The following is a 16,652-nucleotide window of genomic DNA, read 5'->3' as shown; positions in this document are numbered from 1 at the left end:
CAAGTTAAAATTCATCTGTGATACATCCTTCAGAAGCTTGAGATACAAGTTTTGTATATTTATATAAATATCCTTTTTGAACTTTTAATGAAGGAGGATTCCATAATTTTCTTCTTTTTTGTATTTCTTCATTTTTTACTTCAAGAGTAATAGTATTTTTTTCTGTATCTATCTTAATAAGATCTTTTTTTTTAACTAAAGCTATTAAACCACCGCATTGTGCTTCCGGAGTGATGTGTCCGACGACAAAACCATGTGATCCTCCTGAAAATCTACCATCTGTAATAAGAGCTACTTTTTTCCCTAATCCGGATCCCATAATATAAGATGTAGGTTTTAACATTTCTGGCATTCCAGGGCCTCCTATTGGCCCTACGTATCTAATAACAATGACAGATCCAGGTTCAATTATATGATTTAATATAGCATCATTTGCTTCTTTTTCTGAATCAAAAACATTAGCTGGTCCACGAAAAATAGTTCCTTCTTTTCCAGATATTTTAGCTATTGCCCCAGATGGGGCCAGATTTCCATATAAAATTCTTATATTCCCGTTTTTTTTTATAGGTTGTTTTAAGGAATGAATAATTTTCTGATTAAAAGTTATATTTGGAACGTTTTTCATATTTTCATATACTGTTTTTCCAGTAACGGTTAAACAATCTCCTTCCAATATTCCTTCATTTAATAAATATTTTATAATAATAGGCATTCCACCTATACACAGATGTATATCTTCCATTAAGAAGATCCCACTTGGTTTTAGATTTCCAATGACAGGAATTTGATCGCTAATTTTCTGAAAATCTTTTAAAGAAAAATCAATATGAGCTGATTTAGCAATAGCTAAAAAATGTAAAACTAAATTAGTAGATCCCCCTAAACTCATAGCTAATTTTACTCCATTTTCTATAGAAGTTTTTGTTACTATATCTTTAGGTTTAATTTTTTGTTCTAAAAGTTTTTTAATATATATAGAAACTTCTTGACATTCTATTTTTTTATTTTCACTTGTGGAAGGAGAAGAGGAAGAATAAGGGAGGGTCATCCCCATAACTTCTAGAGCAGAAGCCATAGTATTTGCCGTATACATTCCTCCGCAAGCTCCTGGTCCTGGACACGAATTTTTTACAATATTTTTGTATTCTTTTTCACTAATTTGATTAGTATTTTTTTTACCCAAAGATTCAAAAGAAGAAACAATATCTAACTTTTTTCCATTATAATAACCGGATGAAATACTACCTCCATATACAATAATAGAGGGTCTATTCAATCTAAGTAAAGCCATCATAACACCTGGAATATTTTTATCACATCCAGGAAGTGCTATTACTCCATCATAATGATGGGCTTCAACTACAGTTTCTATACTATCTGCTATTAACTCTCTAGATGGTAATGAATATCTCATTCCTGAAGTTCCCATAGTGATTCCATCACTTACTCCAATAGTGGTAAATTGAAATCCCACTAAATTATTAGTAATAACTGATGCTTTTATTATTTTTGCTAACTTATCCAAATGCATATTACAAGGATTTCCTTCATACCAATTGCTTACTATTCCTATTTGAGCTTTACAAAAATCAGACTCTTTCATTCCTGTAGCATATAACATTGCATGTGCAGCTGGTAAATTAGTATCTTTTGTTATTTTTTCGCTAAAATTATTAATTCTTTTTTTCATGAAATATTTTATAAATCAAAAAGCCCTACTGATTTATCAAGTAGGGATAAAACATCATACTTAAAATATGAATAGATTTTCATAAAATCTAATGTATAACACCAACAATTAAAATTGTATAATATGCAAAAATATGAAAAAAATATATTATATAAAAGCAATTTTTAGGGTTTTATTTTTAAAATATCATTATTTTTTCTATTTTTTAATGAAAATATTATAAACTTTCCAACCCATGGATTCATTGATGAATATATTATTTTTAAAAAATATATTCAATTTTTGAATTAAATATAAAATGTTAAATAATATTATCTAGGATATGACTCCTGATCCTATCAATTCTTTTTCAATATACCAAACAGCAAATTGACCTTCCGTTATAGCACATTGCATTGTTTCAAATTCTATAAACATTCCTTTTTTTATTTTATACAATTTTGATTTTTGTAATGGTTGTCTATAACGAATTCTACAAAATACATTCATTTTTTCTCCTTCTAAAAGAGTAAGATCTTCTCTAATCCAATGAATATTTTTTTCATGAATAAATAAATATTTTCTATATAATCCAGGATGTTCTCTTCCCATTCCTGTATAAACAATATTCTTTTTTACATCAGTTTCAATAACAAAAAGAGGTTTTTTAAATCCACCCAAAGCTATTCCTTTACGTTGTCCTTTAGTAAAAAAATGAGCTCCATGATGATATCCAATTATTATTCCATCCGACTTTTTATATTTATTTTTTTTAGATAAAAAAAATAATTTTTCTTCTTCAGAATAGAATGTTCTTTTTTCTTTATTCTTTTTATTATATATTAGAGCATTTGAATTTATATTTATGATTTCTCCCTTTTTTGATAGGATTCTTTTTTGAAGAAATATAGGTAAGTTTATTTTACCAATAAAACACAAACCTTGTGATTCTTTTTTATAGGCATTTCGTAATCTATTTGTTTCTGCTATTTTACGTACTTGATTCTTAGTTAGTAGTCCTAATGGAAATAAGGATTTTTTTAATTGATATTGCGTTAACTGACATAAGAAATATGATTGATCTTTATTTATGTCTTTTCCCATAAAAAGACGATAAATTATTTTCTTATTTTTTATAATTTTTTTTTTATTAACATAATGTCCTGTAGCAATGAAATCTGCACCTAGTCCAATGGCTTTTTTCAAAAAAATATTGAATTTTATTTTTCTATTACACAAAATATCTGGATTAGGAGTTTTTCCTAATTTATATTCATTAAACATATAATTAATTACATATTTTTTATACTCTTTTTTCATTTCTATTACTTGAAAAGGAATATGTAATTGATGAGCAATTAACATTGCATCGATACTATCTGTTTTCCAATTACATTGATTATATCTATCTTTTTCTTCCCAGTTATGCATAAATAAACCAATAACTTCATATCCTTTTTTTTTAAGAATTAATGCAGCTACACTTGAATCTACTCCCCCTGAAAGTCCTACTATTACTTTTTGCATATAAAAAAAAACTCATTGAGTTCAGTACGGTACCAATAAATTTATAAAAAAAATGTTTTACTGAAAATTGATATATGGACGAAATAATTTTATATATGATAAAGATAGATTAGTAAAAAAAAAGAAGCATACTATACAAAAATAACAAATTAATTTCATAAAGCATTCATAAATATAATGGATAAGATGGAATAGAAGAATATAATAAATGAAAGATCCTAGTTAGAATTACCAAAAAAATATTCCTTTCAATGGAAAGATAAATAGTTGTAATATTATTGATTTTTAATTTTTTATAAAAAATTATAAGACATTATAATTATAATAAAAAGAATTCAACTAAATAACGAACTAATACTTCATCTTTTTAAAATGTAAATTTCTATTTCTTTTTTAAGAAAACATTTCTCTGACACGATCAAAAAAAGATTTTTCTGAATTTTCAGGATGAGGAAAAAAATTTTCATTTTTTCTCATTTTTTCAAAAAATTTTCTTTGTTCTTCATTAATTTTCTTTGGAGTCCAAACATTAACATGAATTAAAAGGCTACCGTTTCCATACCCTTCAATATTAGGTAATCCTTTATTTTTCAACCTAAGAGTTTTTCCTGATTGTGTTCCAGGATCTATTTTTATCCTAGCTTTTCCATTCATAGTAGGAACTTCTTTTAAAACCCCTAATATTGCATCAGGAAATGATATATATAAGTCATAATGAAGATTAATCCCTTCTCTTTTTAATTTAGGATGAGGAATTTCCTCAATTAAAACAATTAAGTCTCCAGTAACTCCTCCAAATGGAGCTTCATTTCCCTTTTCAGAAACTTTTAATTGAATTCCTTCTGTAAGTCCTGATGGAATTTTTATATTTACCAATTCTTCTTCTTTAATTAATCCATGTTTATTTGCTCCATAAGGTATATTTTCAACTTTTTTTCCAGTTCCAGAACATGTATTACATAGAGAAGTAGTTTGCATTTTTCCTAAAATAGTATTAGTAATACGTATCGTTTGACCTATTCCATTGCAAGATGGACAATTTTTAAATTTTATCCCTTTAGCTACTTTTAGTCTTTTAACTTTGACTTTCTTTTCTACCCCATGAGCAATTTCTTCCAACGATAATTTTACTCTTATTCTTAGATCACTTCCTTTAATAGTATTCTGTCTAGTTGATTTTCCAAAACCAAAGCTAGAAAAACCTTCTCCAAATGCATCAGCAAAGATATCTCCAAAATTTGCAAAAATATCCTCCATATTCATCCCTGAACCTGAACTACTTCCTTTTACTCCAGAATGACCAAATTTATCATAACGTTGTCTTTTTTCTGAATTACTTAAAACTTCATAAGCTTCGGCCGCTTCTTTAAATTTTTCTTCAGCTTTCTTTTTATTATCTAAATTTTTATCTGGATGATATTTTATTGCTAATTTTCTATAAGCTTTTTTAATTTCTTCGGTAGAAGCACTTCTAGAAATTCCTAAAATGTCGTAATAATCTTTTTTCACCATGAAGATAAGAAATTGTTAAAATTATCATTTTCCGGTAATGACTTTAGCATGTCGTATAACTTTTTCTTTAAGAATGTATCCAGCTTCTACTATTTCAATAATTTTTCCTTTTAAATCTTCTTTAACAGCTGGAATTTGACTTATAGCCTCATGAAAATCTGTGTTAAAATCATCTCCTTTTTTTATTTTTATTTTATTCAATCCTTTTTCTTTTAATATTTTAATAAATTTTTCTTGTATTAAAGAAACTCCTTTCACAATAAATTCATCTTTTGATTTTATTAATTCTTTAAGACTTCGTTCAAAATCATCTAAAATTGGGATAAAATCTATAATAATTTGTTCATGAATAGTTCTAAAAATATCAAATCTTTCTTTTTGAATACGTTTTTTATAATTTTCAAATTCGGCAAAAAGACGTAAAAATTTATTTTTTTCTTTTTCTAATTCTTCTTTAAATTTTAAAAGATCTATTTTTTTTTTTATTGGATCATGTATTTTTTTATCTGGACAAGAAGATAATCCAGAACTAGAAATAGAGTCAGAGATATCATTAGAATATTCTTCTGATTTTTCAGTATTTTTTTGATCTATATTCATCATAATAATAATGTAAAAATATTTTTAACATAATTCTATGGACTATTTATATAAGCAAAAGATTTGCCATAATTTTAATGATGACATGATGACATTATATGATAGAATTGAATTTTAAATTTTTTCTTATATAATTCAATCTTTTCATTGCTATATTTTTTGCCTTTTTAGCTCCTGAATAAAGAATATCATCTAATAAAGATTTTTTTTTCATAAAAGAAAAAAATCTTTTTCTTTCTTTTGAAAATTTATGAATAATATGCTCATATAATCCTATTTTAGCCTCTAAATATCCATATCTTCCTTCTGTATATTTCGTATCTATTTTTTCTGAATTAGCTATCATTCTGAATAAAGACATAATATAATTTGTTTTAGGATCTTTTTTCTCTTCCAAAGATTTACTATCTGTACGAATACTCATAATTTGTTTTTTTAAAATATTCTCTTCTGAGAAAATATTAATCCAATTTTTTCCAGACTTACTCATTTTATTTCCATCTGTTCCAAGAACAGACATAGTTTCCTTTTGTAAAAAAGCATTAGGTAATATAAACAATTTTTTTCCTATTTTTTTATTAAAATGACTGGCTATACGACGAGTTATTTCTATATGTTGTAATTGATCTTTTCCTACAGGAATGATTTCTGCATTATAAAGTAAAATATCAGCAGCCATTAAAATAGGATAAGTAAATAATCCTACACTAATTCTTCCTTTATCCTTTTTTATCTCTTCTTTAAAAGAATGAGCTAATGTAAGTCTTTGATAAGGAAAAAAACAACTAAAATACCAAGCCAATTCAGTAACTTCAGAAATATCAGATTGTTTGAAAAAAAAACAATTTTTAGTATTCAATCCAAAAGCTAACCATGCTGCTGCAATTTGATAAGTATTATCTTTTATTTCTTTTATATTTTCTATTTGAATCATAGAATGTAAATCCGCTATAAAAATAAATGAAGTATATTTTTTTTTTTTATTAGCAATAGACACTGATGGAATAATAACACCTAAAATATTTCCTAAATGAGGGGTTCCTGTACTTCTAATTCCTGTTAACATTTTTTCCATAATTTTTTAATTTAAAGATTCTAATCCACTGATTATTTCAAGTATTTCTTTAGTTATTGTGGTTTGTCTTTCTTTATTGTAGTTTAATATTAGATTATTTTTAATATTAGATGCATTATCTGTAGCTTTATGCATAGATCTCATACGAGATGTATGTTCTGAGGAAGTAGATTCCAGAAAAATTTTCAATAATTTTGTATTTAATAATTTTGGAATTAAATGATCTAAAATCTTTTTTTTAGAAGGTTCTAAAATAGGAGGTATTTTTAGTATTTTTTTTTTAAAATCATGATGAATTGGAAGAAATTTTTCTATAATTATTTCTTGAAATAGAGATTTTTTTAAACTATTGTATATTAAATAAATTAAGGAAAACTTTTTTCTTAAAAAATCTGTAATCAGTTTCTGTGTAAATAAAAGTCTTTTTTCTATGAAATTATCATAATTGATCCAATTATTTTCATATAGATACATCCTGTATTTTCTATTAATAAAATCAAATCCTTTTTTTCCAATTGAAAATAATAAACATTGTGTATTATGTTCTTTTTTTTTAAAAAAAGAATTTATTTTTTCAAAAATAAGAGAATTAAAAGAGCCACATAACCCTCTATCAGAAGTAAATATAATAAATAGTTTTTTATTCCCTTTTTCTAAAAAATATTTTTTATAATCATCATCATTTTTTTTTTCTGTTAATAAAACGTTATAAAGAAGGATTTCTATACTTTCTAAATAAGTTTTCGCATGTATAAGAAAATTTTTAGACTTTCGTAATTTGACAACAGAAGTTATTTTCATAGCTTCTGTTGTTTTAACAACGGATTCTATGGATAATATTCTTCTTTTAATCTCTTTTGGATTAGTCATAAATTTTATAAAATGTATTTTCTACTTAATTTTAATGCAATTTTATCTAAAATTTCGGATATTTTATCATCAAGTATTCCATTTCTTAAAGAAATTAATAAATTTTCATGTTTTTCTCTTAAATAAAAAAGATATTCCTTTTCAAAAGATGATATTTTATCAATAGGAACATCTTTAATAAGATTTTTAGTTCCAACATAAATAATTGCAATTTGATCTGCTATATCATAGGGAGAATGAGCCGGTTGTTTTAATATTTCTATATTAATTTTTCCTTTTTTTAAAATTTCCATAGTAGACGGATCTAATTCAGAACCAAATTTTGAAAAAGATTCTAATTCTCTAAATTGAGCTTGATCTAATTTGAGAGTTCCAGATATTTTTCTCATGGAGGAAATTTGAGCAGCGCCTCCTACACGAGAAACAGATATACTCTCATTAATTGCAGGACGAATCCCAGAATGAAATAAATCTTTTTCTAAAAAAATTTGTCCATCTGTTATAGAAATTACATTAGTAGGAATATAAGAAGATATATCTCCAGATTGAGTCTCAATAATAGGAATAGCCGTTAAAGAACCTCCTCCTTTTACTTCTTTTTTTATAGAAACCGGAAGATCATTCATTTTTTCAGCCATATTTTGATCCTTTATAATTTTGGATGCTCTTTCTAATAGACGAGAATGTAAATAAAAAATATCTCCCGGATAAGCTTCTCTACCCGGAGGACGTCGTAATAATAAGGATATTTCTCTATAAGAAACAGCTTGTTTGGAAAGATCGTCGTATATCACCAGAGAAGAACGACCAGTATCACGAAAATATTCTCCAATAGAAGTTCCTGAAAATGGAGCATAAACCTGTATAGAAGCTGGTTCAGAAGATTTAGCGGCTACTATAGTTGTATAAGGTAATGCTCCTTTTTCTTGTAAAATTTGAGTAATTCTTGCTATTGTGGATCCTTTTTGGCTGATAGCAACATAAATACAATAAACAGGATTATTTTCTTCAAAAAATTTTTTTTGATTGATAATAGTGTCTATAGCTATAGTTGTTTTTCCAGTTTGTCTATCTCCAATAATTAATTCCCTTTGTCCTCTTCCTATGGGAATCATGGAATCTATAAATTTAATTCCAGTATATAAAGATTCTTTAACCGGTTCTCTATAAATGACACCTGGAGCCTTTCTTTCCAAAGGCATTTCGAATAATTTTCCTTCTATAGGTCCTTTTCCATCAATAGGATTTCCCAATATATCTATAACACGACCTAACATTCCTTCTCCTACTTTTATAGAAAGAACTTTTCCTGTTCTTTTGACTTGATCTCCTTCTTTAATATCTTTTGATGGATGCAATAATACAATACTAACATGATCTTCTTCAAGGTTAAATACTATTCCCTTAATTCCAGTATGGAATTCAACTAATTCTCCATAAAAAGCAGAATTTAACCCAAACGATCTAACTATACCATCTCCTATTTGAACAATAATCCCATATTCAGATAATTTTGATTCAAATTGAAAATTTGATAATTCTTCCTTAAGAATAGAAGATATTTCAGAATATTTTAAATCTGACATTAAAATAAATACTTTATTTAGTTTTTAAATATTTTTTTAATACAAAAAAATTGTTTTTTAATACTAAAATCCCATTCTTTGTATCCTATACGAAATAAGAAGCCTCCAATAATAGAAGGGTCTACTTGATTAAGTATATGAATTTCTTTTTTTTTAGTGAAAATTTTCATCTTATGTGAAATTACTTTTTTCATATCTATACTTAAAGGAATAGCTGAAATGATAGTACATTTTGTAAATCCTTTTTTCTCTTCTTCATATATATTGATATATTCTAAAAAAATTTCTCTTAATAGAAATTCTCTTTCATGTAGAATTAACAATTGTATAAATTGAAAAATAAAAGGATCAAAAGAATAAAAAATTTTCTTTAAGATGATTATTTTTTTTTCAGAATTTAATAACGAAGAAAGAATAATTCTCTTAATATCTATATTGTGACAAAATAAAGAAAAGGCTTTCTTTATTTTATTAAAAGAAAAATTATTTTTTTTTTTCGAAAATTCGAAAAAAACTCTAGCGTAATGTTTAATTACTTTTTTATTTGAAAACATTAAATTTATCTTGTAATTATAATTTATCTACTAATTTTTTTATGAATTTATCTTGTTGATGTATATGATCTAATTTTTTTTTTAATATTTTTTCCGCTATTTGAATAGAAATATCTCCTATTTCATTTTTTAGTTTCTGTATAGCTACTTTTCTTTTTATATGAATATCTTTTTTTGTTTCTTCTATAATTTTTTTCTTTTCTAATATTCCTTCTTTTTTAGCTTTTAATCTTATTTTTTCTCTCATTTGAATAGCTTCTTCTAAAATGATATCTCTTTTTATTTGTGTTTCCTTTAAAATTTTATCTTTTTTCTTTTTTACTTCTTGCAATTCTTTTTGTATTTGATTTGCTTTTTGAATAGACTTTCTAATTTTTTCTTCTCTTTGATCAATAAAATTGATTATTGGATTCCATGCAAATTTGGAAAGAAATAATATAAGCATTATAAATATAATAGAATGCCAAACAATCAATCCAATAGAAGGAGTAACTAAATCCATAACTAATTTTATTTAAATACAGCTAATAATGCAGTTACTATTCCAAAAAGAGCAGCTCCTTCAATAAGTGCAGCTACAATAATCATTGCATTTTGTATTTTATCTGAAGCTTCAGGTTGTCTAGAAATAGCATCCATAGCAGAACTTCCAATTTTTCCAATTCCTATACCTGCACCTATTACCGCAAATCCAGCTCCTAAAGCTGCTATTCCTGAATAAGTTAAATCTATATCCATATTAATTTTAATTTTTAATGCGTTTCATTTTCATAATTTTTTACAGACATTCCTATAAGTAATGCCGATAAAGTAGTAAAAATAAAAGCTTGTAAAAAAGCTACCATAATTTCTAATAAAGAAATAAAAAAACCAAAAATAATGGAAAACCCAGCTATAAAAAAATTTTTAAAAATAAAAATGAGACAAATAAAACTTAAAATAATTATATGTCCAGCTGTTATATTAGCAAATAAACGAATACATAAAGTTAATGGACGAATAAAAATTCCTAAAAATTCTATAGGAGCTAATAAAAATTTAATTCCTACTGGAACTCCAGTCATACAAAAAGTATGTTTCCAATAACTTTTAGTTGCATTTATATTGGTAATCAAAAATGTAGCAGTAGCCAGTACAAAGGTAATATTGATATTACCAGTTATATTTGGAAATCCTGGAATCATCCCCATTAAATTATTAGTTAAAATAAAAAAAAAGGATGTCAATAAAAAAGGTAGATAAATTTTATATTTATTTCCCATATTAGGAATGGCAATTTCATCACGTATAAATACAATTAAAAATTCCATGAGAATACCCAAATTCCATTTGGTTTGATTATTTTCATAACTATATTTCATACGTATAAAAATATAACACAATAAAAAAAAGGAAATAAATAAGGATATTACATTTTTAGTAATAGAAAAATCTAACGGTTTATCATTTTTTGGAATTCCTTTTTTATCTAAATATAATGTTCCTCTAGAATTAGTTGTATATATTCTTCCATTAAACATTTTATAATATCCATGTTTTCCTATTACCACTTTTTTTTTACATGAAAATCTAGAAGAAAAAAAAATTTCTAATCCATTATTATTTCTATTCCATAAAAACACAGGTAGTGAAAAAACAATTCCATGATCATAAGTTCCTGCAATATGCCATTCATGAGAATCATTAATGTGATTAAATATTGTATGATCTATATTTATTTTATTTCTATGGTTATTTGTTTTTTCATGTTTTTTTTCTTTACAACAAGAAAAACAGAAAAAAAAGAATACAAGAAAAAATAATAAACGTATGATTTTTATCATATTCTATAAAAATAGAAAACAAATTTATATTTTTTATAAAAAAAATGTCATCATCAATATAAAATAATTTTTTTAAACAATTGCATTTTCATTTTTTGAAGAGTACATTTGCATATCTAATTTTATTCTTACACAATGAAGGAAGAAACAAAACTCATTCAAAATATTTTGTCTGATCCTCTGACGGGTGCTATTTCTACGCCTATTTATCAAACATCTACTTATATACAAAAAGCTCCTGGAGTTCATAAAGGATTTGATTATACAAGAACAAATAATCCTACAAGGAAGATATTAGAAAATTTAATTACTAGTTTAGAATATGGTTATGCTAGTTTAGCCTTTTCTTCTGGATTAGCGGCTGTAGATGCTGTTTTAAAACTATTAGAATGTGGAGATGAAATAGTAGCTGTAGACGATATTTATGGAGGGACGTTTCGTCTACTAAATTTATATAAAAAATTGGGCATTCATACTAAGTTTATAGATACAACTAATGTAGAAGAATGTATTAATGTTATTTCTAAAAAGACAAAATTGGTTTGGCTGGAAACTCCTACGAATCCTACTTTAAAAGTATCTGATATAGAAGATATCAGCATAAAATCAAAAAATAAAAATCCAAAACTATTAGTTGTAGTAGATAATACTTTTGCTTCTCCTGCTATTCAAAACCCTCTTAAGTTACACGCCGATATAGTGATTCATAGCGCAACGAAATATTTAGCGGGACATTCAGATGTATTAGCTGGATTAGCTACAGTAAAAAATCCTGATTTATATGAAAAATTAAAGTATATTCAAAATGCAACAGGAGGAGTTTTATCTCCTATTGATTGTTGGTTAACGATTAGAGGAAGTCAAACCTTATATCTACGTGTAAAAAAACAATCTAAAAATGCATTTAGAATTGCTTCTTTTTTGGAAAAGAAAAAAAATATAGACAAGATTTATTACCCAGGATTACCCTATCATAAAAATCATTTGATAGCAATAAAACAACAACGGTATTTTGGAGGAATTGTTTCTTTTAGCATGAAAAACGATAAAATAGAATCAGCAAAAAAAATTGTTACATCAACTAAATTTTTTAAGCTAGCAGAAAGTTTAGGAGGAACAAAAAGTTTAATCTGTCATCCTGCTACTATGACTCATAAATCTACCCCTAAGGAGATTAGAATAAAATCTGGAATACAAGATTCTCTTATTCGTTTATCTATTGGAATAGAGAATATAGAAGATCTTATAGAGGATATAGACCAAGCTTTAAAATAATTGATTATCTATCATGTAAGAATATTCCGATATGAGATAGTTCTTCACGAATTCTATCCGATAAATTCCAATTTTTTTTTTCTCGTGCTTCTACACGAAATTGAATTAGTCTTTCAGTGAGTATTTCTAATTTTTTCTTCGAATTTTCATTGATAGAAGAATTATTTTTTGGTTCTTGAAGACCTAAAATATCAAAAACGAAATGAGTCATATATTTTTTTAGTAAATCTATATGATTAATATTTTCTATATAAGAAGAATTAACAACATGTGTAGCTTCAAATAAATAAGCTATTAATAAAGGAAGGTTAAAATCATCATTAATAGCATTATAACAACCATTTATCCATCGATAAACATCAAAATTATGATTTTTTTGTATTGATGTATTGGAATGAAAATTTTTCAGTATGTTGATAGCTTTCATAATACGTATATATCCTTTTTCAGCATTTTCAAGTCCTTTGTTTGAAAAATTCATAATGCTTCTATAATGAGATTGTAAAATGAAAAATCTAATAATACTAGGAGAAAAAATGTTTCCATTTCCATGAAGTATGTCTTTTAATTCCAAAAAGTTACCCGTAGATTTGCTCATTTTTTTTCCATTTAAGGTTAACATGTTGGTATGCATCCAATAATGTGCAAAATCTTTTTTATTAAAAAAACCCGTAGCTTGTGCCAATTCACATTCATGGTGAGGAAATTTTAAATCAAGACCCCCTCCGTGAATATCAAAAGTTTCTCCTAAATATTTTGTACTCATAACAGTACACTCTATATGCCAACCTGGGAACCCTTTTCCCCATGGAGAATTCCAATTCATGATATGATTGGTATTCGCTTTTTTCCAAAGAGAAAAATCTTGAAAAGAATGTTTTTCTTTTGAAAATTTTAATTTTTTATTAAAAAGTTGGTTAATTTTATTTTTACTAAGAATTCCATAAGAATAAAATTTTCTATATTCTTTTAGATTAAAATAAACAGAACCATTTATTTCATATGCCAATTTTTTTTTTATCAATTCTTGAATCATATCTATTTGTTCTATAATATGACCTGTAGCTGTTGGTTCTATATTTGGAGGTAAAACATTCAAAATATTCAATAAATTATGAAAAGAAAGAGTATATTTTTGAACAATTTCCATAGGTTCAAGTCCTTCTATACGAGATTTTTTAGAAATTTTATCTTCTGTATCTTTATTCTCATTTTCTAAATGTCCTACATCAGTAATATTTCTTACATATCGAACTTTATAACCTAAATGTTTGAAATAACGAAAAATAATATCAAAAGATATAAAAGTACGACAATTCCCCAAATGTAAATGATTGTAAACTGTAGGTCCACAAACGTAAATACCTACATATTTTTTGTGAATAGGTTTAAATAATTCCTTTTTTCCTGTTAAAGAATTATATATTTTTAAATTACCATAACTTACTGTATTCATGTGTTTTACGATATTCCAATATGATGTAAAAATTCTTTTCGAACTTCTGAATTTTCCTTAAAAGATCCTATAAATTCAGTTGTAATCGTAGTACTATCTATATCTCTAATTCCACGAGAGTTGACGCACAAATGTTTTGCCTCTATTATACAAGCTACATCTTTTGTATCTAATATATTTTGTAAATATTCTACAATTTGCATTGTTAAACGTTCTTGTACTTGTGGTCTTCTTGCATAAAAATTCACAATCCTATTAATTTTGGAAAGTCCAACAACTTTTCCATGAGATATATAACCGACATGAGCTTTTCCTACAATAGGTAGAAAATGATGTTCACAGGTAGAATAAACTGTGATATTTTTTTCTATTAACATCTGATTATACTTATATTTATTTTCGAAAATAGAAGGTTTAGGTATTTTTTTTGGATCAAGACCACTAAATATTTCTTGTATAAACATTTTTGCTACACGTTTAGGAGTTAAACGTAAACTATCATCATTCATATTTAGTCCTAAAACTTTCATAATTTGAAAAAAATGTTTTTCTATTTTTTCAATTTTTTCTTGATCACTTATATTACAAAAAGCATCTTTTCGTAAATATGAATGATTTAAAATAGAATTTTTATTTTTATTTTTTTCTTTCATCATAAAAAATAAAGTTACAAAAACGATATTTTATTTAATAAAAAGAAGATATCATTCCCATTTTAATATTTTTGGAATTTTACATATAGGGATTGGAACCAATTTATGGTTATTTTTTCTATGTAAAGTTTGATATATTTTTAATATTTTTTTGTTTTCTGTTGTACAAAAATTGTAATTTTTTTTCTTTATAATTTTCATAGCCCATTCCAATTCTTCATAAGTTGCTCCTAATTGTTCTTCATCCGATCGTTGATCTTCCCAAAGACCATCTGTTGGTTTTGCTTCTTGAATTTCATTTATAATATTCAATTTTTTAGCTATCAAACGAATATCACTTTTAGTCAAATCTGCTATAGGAAGTAAATCAACTCCACCATCTCCATATTTTGTAAAAAAACCTACTCCAAAATCTTCTATTTTGTTTCCAGTTCCAACAACAAGATAATTTTTTATATTAGCGTAATAATATAACATTAACATTCGTAAACGAGATTTAACATTAGCTAATGCTAAAAGTGTGTTTTCCTTGGTTTTGTTTTTTATATTCATAGTATGACAAAAGGAAATGAATAAAGTGGATAAATCTTTTTTTAAATAATGAACATTATCAAATTTATCAGTTAAAAATTTTGCATGTTTTTTAGATAATAAACTATCCTCTTTTTCTGAAATAGGCATTTCCAATATTATTGTATCTAATTTTGTTAGAGCTACTAAATAAGATGTAACTGAAGAATCAATTCCTCCAGATATTCCAATAATAAAACCATTTGATTGAGATTTTTTTATATATCTTTTTAACCAACATACGATATGTTGAATTATTTTTTCTTCTTTTATCATTTGTTTTTAAAGTGTATTTTTTATATATATGTCTTTAATTCTAAATTTAGAAACTTCTACAAAAAATTGCTCAATTAGTATAGCAAAAAATGGAATATGTATAGCCTCTATAGAGGAGTGTTCAGAAGGGTATCTTCATTCAGAAAAATTACATATGTTCATACAATATGCCATGAAAATAGCTAAAATAGATTTTAAAGATTTAAAATCTATTTGTGTTAGTAAAGGTCCAGGATCATATACTTCTTTAAGAATAGGAGCTTCTGCTGCTAAAGGATTATGTTTATCTTTGGGAATTCCTTTATTATCTATAGATTCTTTAACTATTCTTGTTCATAAATTTAATAATATAAAAAGTGGTATTTTTATCCCTATGATTCATGCTAAATCTGATTTATTTTATACTTCATTATTTAATGAATATAAAAAAAGACTGAGCCCTATTTTTATAAAAAAGTTTAATGACAATTTTTTCAAAACTTTTTCTAAAAAAAAAGATAAAAAGGTCTATTTTTTAGGAAATTTTATAGCAGATAAATTTTTATCTGTAAAAAATAATAAATTGTTTTTCCAAACATATCCATCATCAATGGATATGTCTGAGATTTCTTATGTAAAATATTGTAATAAGGAATTCAATAATATAGAAAAATTTCTTCCTTTCTATTTGTAAAATTGAAAGGATTTTTGATGAAAAAAATTTATTAAAAATCATAAAAAATATACTGAAAATAAATTATTTATAATTAAAATAAAAAAAATAATATATTATTTTTTCTATTTTAAAGTAATAATTATTTATGCATTAAAAAAAAGTCTTTTATTTCAATAACATAATGAATATATTTTCGATTCTAAATATTAGAATTGTAATTTTTATATATAAAAAAATGGATTTAATTCATTATTGAGTTATAATTAGTAGTAAAATTCCATTTTTTATTATTTATATTAAAAAATGAAAACAAACTAGATGATAAAAAATAAGAGAACCATAAAACATAAATTCCCTTTTTTTTTACTAAATAAGATTATTTAATAAGATAAAAATCATTTTTTTGTTAAAAGAAAAATTATTTATTTTATCTCATCCAAAATTTAAGTTTAATAATATCAATTTTTGATAAAATGATTATAAAAAAGAAAAGTAGAGATTGATTATGATATTTTTATATTTCAGTATACTGAAAAAATTAAAAAAAAGAA

General features: G+C 25.0%; 16 protein-coding genes. 2 read left to right on the top strand and 14 right to left on the bottom strand.

Annotated elements, in window-relative coordinates:
• Window positions 1-4 precede the first annotated feature (4 nt).
• From ilvD to atpB, 11 genes are all read right to left on the bottom strand, one after another.
• Window positions 5-1,690, bottom strand: a complete 1,686-nt coding sequence (ilvD, locus tag H0H63_RS00410; RefSeq protein WP_185858596.1) for a dihydroxy-acid dehydratase — start codon at window positions 1,688-1,690, stop codon at window positions 5-7.
• Between the two features lie 315 nt (window positions 1,691-2,005).
• Window positions 2,006-3,196: a tRNA 2-thiouridine(34) synthase MnmA gene (gene mnmA / locus H0H63_RS00405; RefSeq protein ID WP_185858595.1), complete on the bottom strand. Its 1,191-nt coding sequence runs from the start codon at window positions 3,194-3,196 to the stop codon at window positions 2,006-2,008.
• Between the two features lie 393 nt (window positions 3,197-3,589).
• Window positions 3,590-4,708, bottom strand: a complete 1,119-nt coding sequence (locus tag H0H63_RS00400; RefSeq protein ID WP_185858594.1) for a DnaJ C-terminal domain-containing protein — start codon at window positions 4,706-4,708, stop codon at window positions 3,590-3,592.
• A gap of 24 nt (window positions 4,709-4,732) precedes the next feature.
• Window positions 4,733-5,311 (bottom strand): nucleotide exchange factor GrpE, encoded by a 579-nt coding sequence (locus H0H63_RS00395; RefSeq protein WP_238784411.1) that lies wholly within the window; start codon window positions 5,309-5,311, stop codon window positions 4,733-4,735.
• Window positions 5,312-5,402: 91 nt separating this feature from the next.
• Window positions 5,403-6,383: a tryptophan--tRNA ligase gene (gene trpS / locus H0H63_RS00390; RefSeq protein WP_185858593.1), complete on the bottom strand. Its 981-nt coding sequence runs from the start codon at window positions 6,381-6,383 to the stop codon at window positions 5,403-5,405.
• A 6-nt stretch (window positions 6,384-6,389) separates the two neighbouring features.
• Window positions 6,390-7,253 (bottom strand): ATP synthase F1 subunit gamma, encoded by an 864-nt coding sequence (atpG, locus tag H0H63_RS00385; protein ID WP_185858592.1) that lies wholly within the window; start codon window positions 7,251-7,253, stop codon window positions 6,390-6,392.
• A gap of 5 nt (window positions 7,254-7,258) precedes the next feature.
• A complete protein-coding gene (gene atpA, locus H0H63_RS00380; RefSeq protein WP_185858591.1) occupies window positions 7,259-8,839 on the bottom strand; it encodes a F0F1 ATP synthase subunit alpha in 1,581 nt (526 codons plus the stop codon).
• Window positions 8,840-8,856: 17 nt separating this feature from the next.
• Entirely contained in the window at window positions 8,857-9,393 is a 537-nt protein-coding gene (gene atpH, locus H0H63_RS00375) for an ATP synthase F1 subunit delta (RefSeq protein ID WP_185858590.1), read from the bottom strand.
• A gap of 16 nt (window positions 9,394-9,409) precedes the next feature.
• A complete protein-coding gene (gene atpF, locus H0H63_RS00370) occupies window positions 9,410-9,895 on the bottom strand; it encodes a F0F1 ATP synthase subunit B (RefSeq protein WP_185858589.1) in 486 nt (161 codons plus the stop codon).
• An 8-nt stretch (window positions 9,896-9,903) separates the two neighbouring features.
• Window positions 9,904-10,131 (bottom strand): ATP synthase F0 subunit C, encoded by a 228-nt coding sequence (gene atpE, locus H0H63_RS00365; RefSeq protein WP_185858588.1) that lies wholly within the window; start codon window positions 10,129-10,131, stop codon window positions 9,904-9,906.
• A gap of 14 nt (window positions 10,132-10,145) precedes the next feature.
• Window positions 10,146-11,216, bottom strand: a complete 1,071-nt coding sequence (atpB, locus tag H0H63_RS00360) for a F0F1 ATP synthase subunit A (protein ID WP_185858587.1) — start codon at window positions 11,214-11,216, stop codon at window positions 10,146-10,148.
• 135 nt (window positions 11,217-11,351) lie between these two features.
• On the opposite strand from atpB, the gene H0H63_RS00355 reads away from it, so the two are divergent.
• Entirely contained in the window at window positions 11,352-12,491 is a 1,140-nt protein-coding gene (locus tag H0H63_RS00355; protein WP_185858586.1) for a trans-sulfuration enzyme family protein, read from the top strand.
• Between the two features lie 4 nt (window positions 12,492-12,495).
• Here H0H63_RS00355 and cysS read toward each other — a convergent pair whose 3' ends face one another.
• The 3 genes from cysS to nadE are packed head-to-tail and all read right to left on the bottom strand — an operon-like array spanning window position 12,496 to window position 15,446.
• The gene (gene cysS / locus H0H63_RS00350) at window positions 12,496-13,947 is read right to left on the bottom strand and encodes a cysteine--tRNA ligase (protein ID WP_185858585.1); all 1,452 of its coding nucleotides are present in this window, start codon (window positions 13,945-13,947) and stop codon (window positions 12,496-12,498) included.
• Between the two features lie 5 nt (window positions 13,948-13,952).
• Window positions 13,953-14,603 carry a GTP cyclohydrolase I FolE gene (gene folE / locus H0H63_RS00345; RefSeq protein WP_185858584.1) on the bottom strand — a complete coding sequence of 217 codons (651 nt, stop codon included), beginning with the start codon at window positions 14,601-14,603 and terminating at the stop codon, window positions 13,953-13,955.
• Window positions 14,604-14,651: 48 nt separating this feature from the next.
• Window positions 14,652-15,446 (bottom strand): NAD(+) synthase, encoded by a 795-nt coding sequence (gene nadE / locus H0H63_RS00340; RefSeq protein WP_185858583.1) that lies wholly within the window; start codon window positions 15,444-15,446, stop codon window positions 14,652-14,654.
• 28 nt (window positions 15,447-15,474) lie between these two features.
• Here nadE and tsaB point away from each other — a divergent pair, with 28 nt between their 5' ends.
• The gene (gene tsaB / locus H0H63_RS00335; protein ID WP_185858582.1) at window positions 15,475-16,119 is read left to right on the top strand and encodes a tRNA (adenosine(37)-N6)-threonylcarbamoyltransferase complex dimerization subunit type 1 TsaB; all 645 of its coding nucleotides are present in this window, start codon (window positions 15,475-15,477) and stop codon (window positions 16,117-16,119) included.
• The last annotated feature ends 533 nt before the right edge of the window (window positions 16,120-16,652 follow it).

It is taken from the genome of Blattabacterium cuenoti (assembly GCF_014251655.1).
Taxonomy (GTDB): Bacteria; Bacteroidota; Bacteroidia; order Flavobacteriales; family Blattabacteriaceae; genus Blattabacterium; species Blattabacterium cuenoti_I.
The sequence above is the reverse complement of the archived record's forward strand: the minus strand, read 5'-3'. Positions and strand labels throughout refer to the sequence as shown.

What these genes read in the sequence shown, in the direction of transcription:
- ilvD (WP_185858596.1), bottom strand. Translation starts at nt 1,690, where the DNA reads ATGAAAAAAAGAATTAATAATTTTAGCGAAAAAATAACAAAAGATACT.
- mnmA (WP_185858595.1), bottom strand. Translation starts at nt 3,196, where the DNA reads ATGCAAAAAGTAATAGTAGGACTTTCAGGGGGAGTAGATTCAAGTGTA.
- H0H63_RS00400 (WP_185858594.1), bottom strand. Translation starts at nt 4,708, where the DNA reads ATGGTGAAAAAAGATTATTACGACATTTTAGGAATTTCTAGAAGTGCT.
- H0H63_RS00395 (WP_238784411.1), bottom strand. Translation starts at nt 5,311, where the DNA reads ATGATGAATATAGATCAAAAAAATACTGAAAAATCAGAAGAATATTCT.
- trpS (WP_185858593.1), bottom strand. Translation starts at nt 6,383, where the DNA reads ATGGAAAAAATGTTAACAGGAATTAGAAGTACAGGAACCCCTCATTTA.
- atpG (WP_185858592.1), bottom strand. Translation starts at nt 7,253, where the DNA reads ATGACTAATCCAAAAGAGATTAAAAGAAGAATATTATCCATAGAATCC.
- atpA (WP_185858591.1), bottom strand. Translation starts at nt 8,839, where the DNA reads ATGTCAGATTTAAAATATTCTGAAATATCTTCTATTCTTAAGGAAGAA.
- atpH (WP_185858590.1), bottom strand. Translation starts at nt 9,393, where the DNA reads ATGTTTTCAAATAAAAAAGTAATTAAACATTACGCTAGAGTTTTTTTC.
- atpF (WP_185858589.1), bottom strand. Translation starts at nt 9,895, where the DNA reads ATGGATTTAGTTACTCCTTCTATTGGATTGATTGTTTGGCATTCTATT.
- atpE (WP_185858588.1), bottom strand. Translation starts at nt 10,131, where the DNA reads ATGGATATAGATTTAACTTATTCAGGAATAGCAGCTTTAGGAGCTGGA.
- atpB (WP_185858587.1), bottom strand. Translation starts at nt 11,216, where the DNA reads ATGATAAAAATCATACGTTTATTATTTTTTCTTGTATTCTTTTTTTTC.
- H0H63_RS00355 (WP_185858586.1), top strand. Translation starts at nt 11,352, where the DNA reads ATGAAGGAAGAAACAAAACTCATTCAAAATATTTTGTCTGATCCTCTG.
- cysS (WP_185858585.1), bottom strand. Translation starts at nt 13,947, where the DNA reads ATGAATACAGTAAGTTATGGTAATTTAAAAATATATAATTCTTTAACA.
- folE (WP_185858584.1), bottom strand. Translation starts at nt 14,603, where the DNA reads ATGATGAAAGAAAAAAATAAAAATAAAAATTCTATTTTAAATCATTCA.
- nadE (WP_185858583.1), bottom strand. Translation starts at nt 15,446, where the DNA reads ATGATAAAAGAAGAAAAAATAATTCAACATATCGTATGTTGGTTAAAA.
- tsaB (WP_185858582.1), top strand. Translation starts at nt 15,475, where the DNA reads ATGTCTTTAATTCTAAATTTAGAAACTTCTACAAAAAATTGCTCAATT.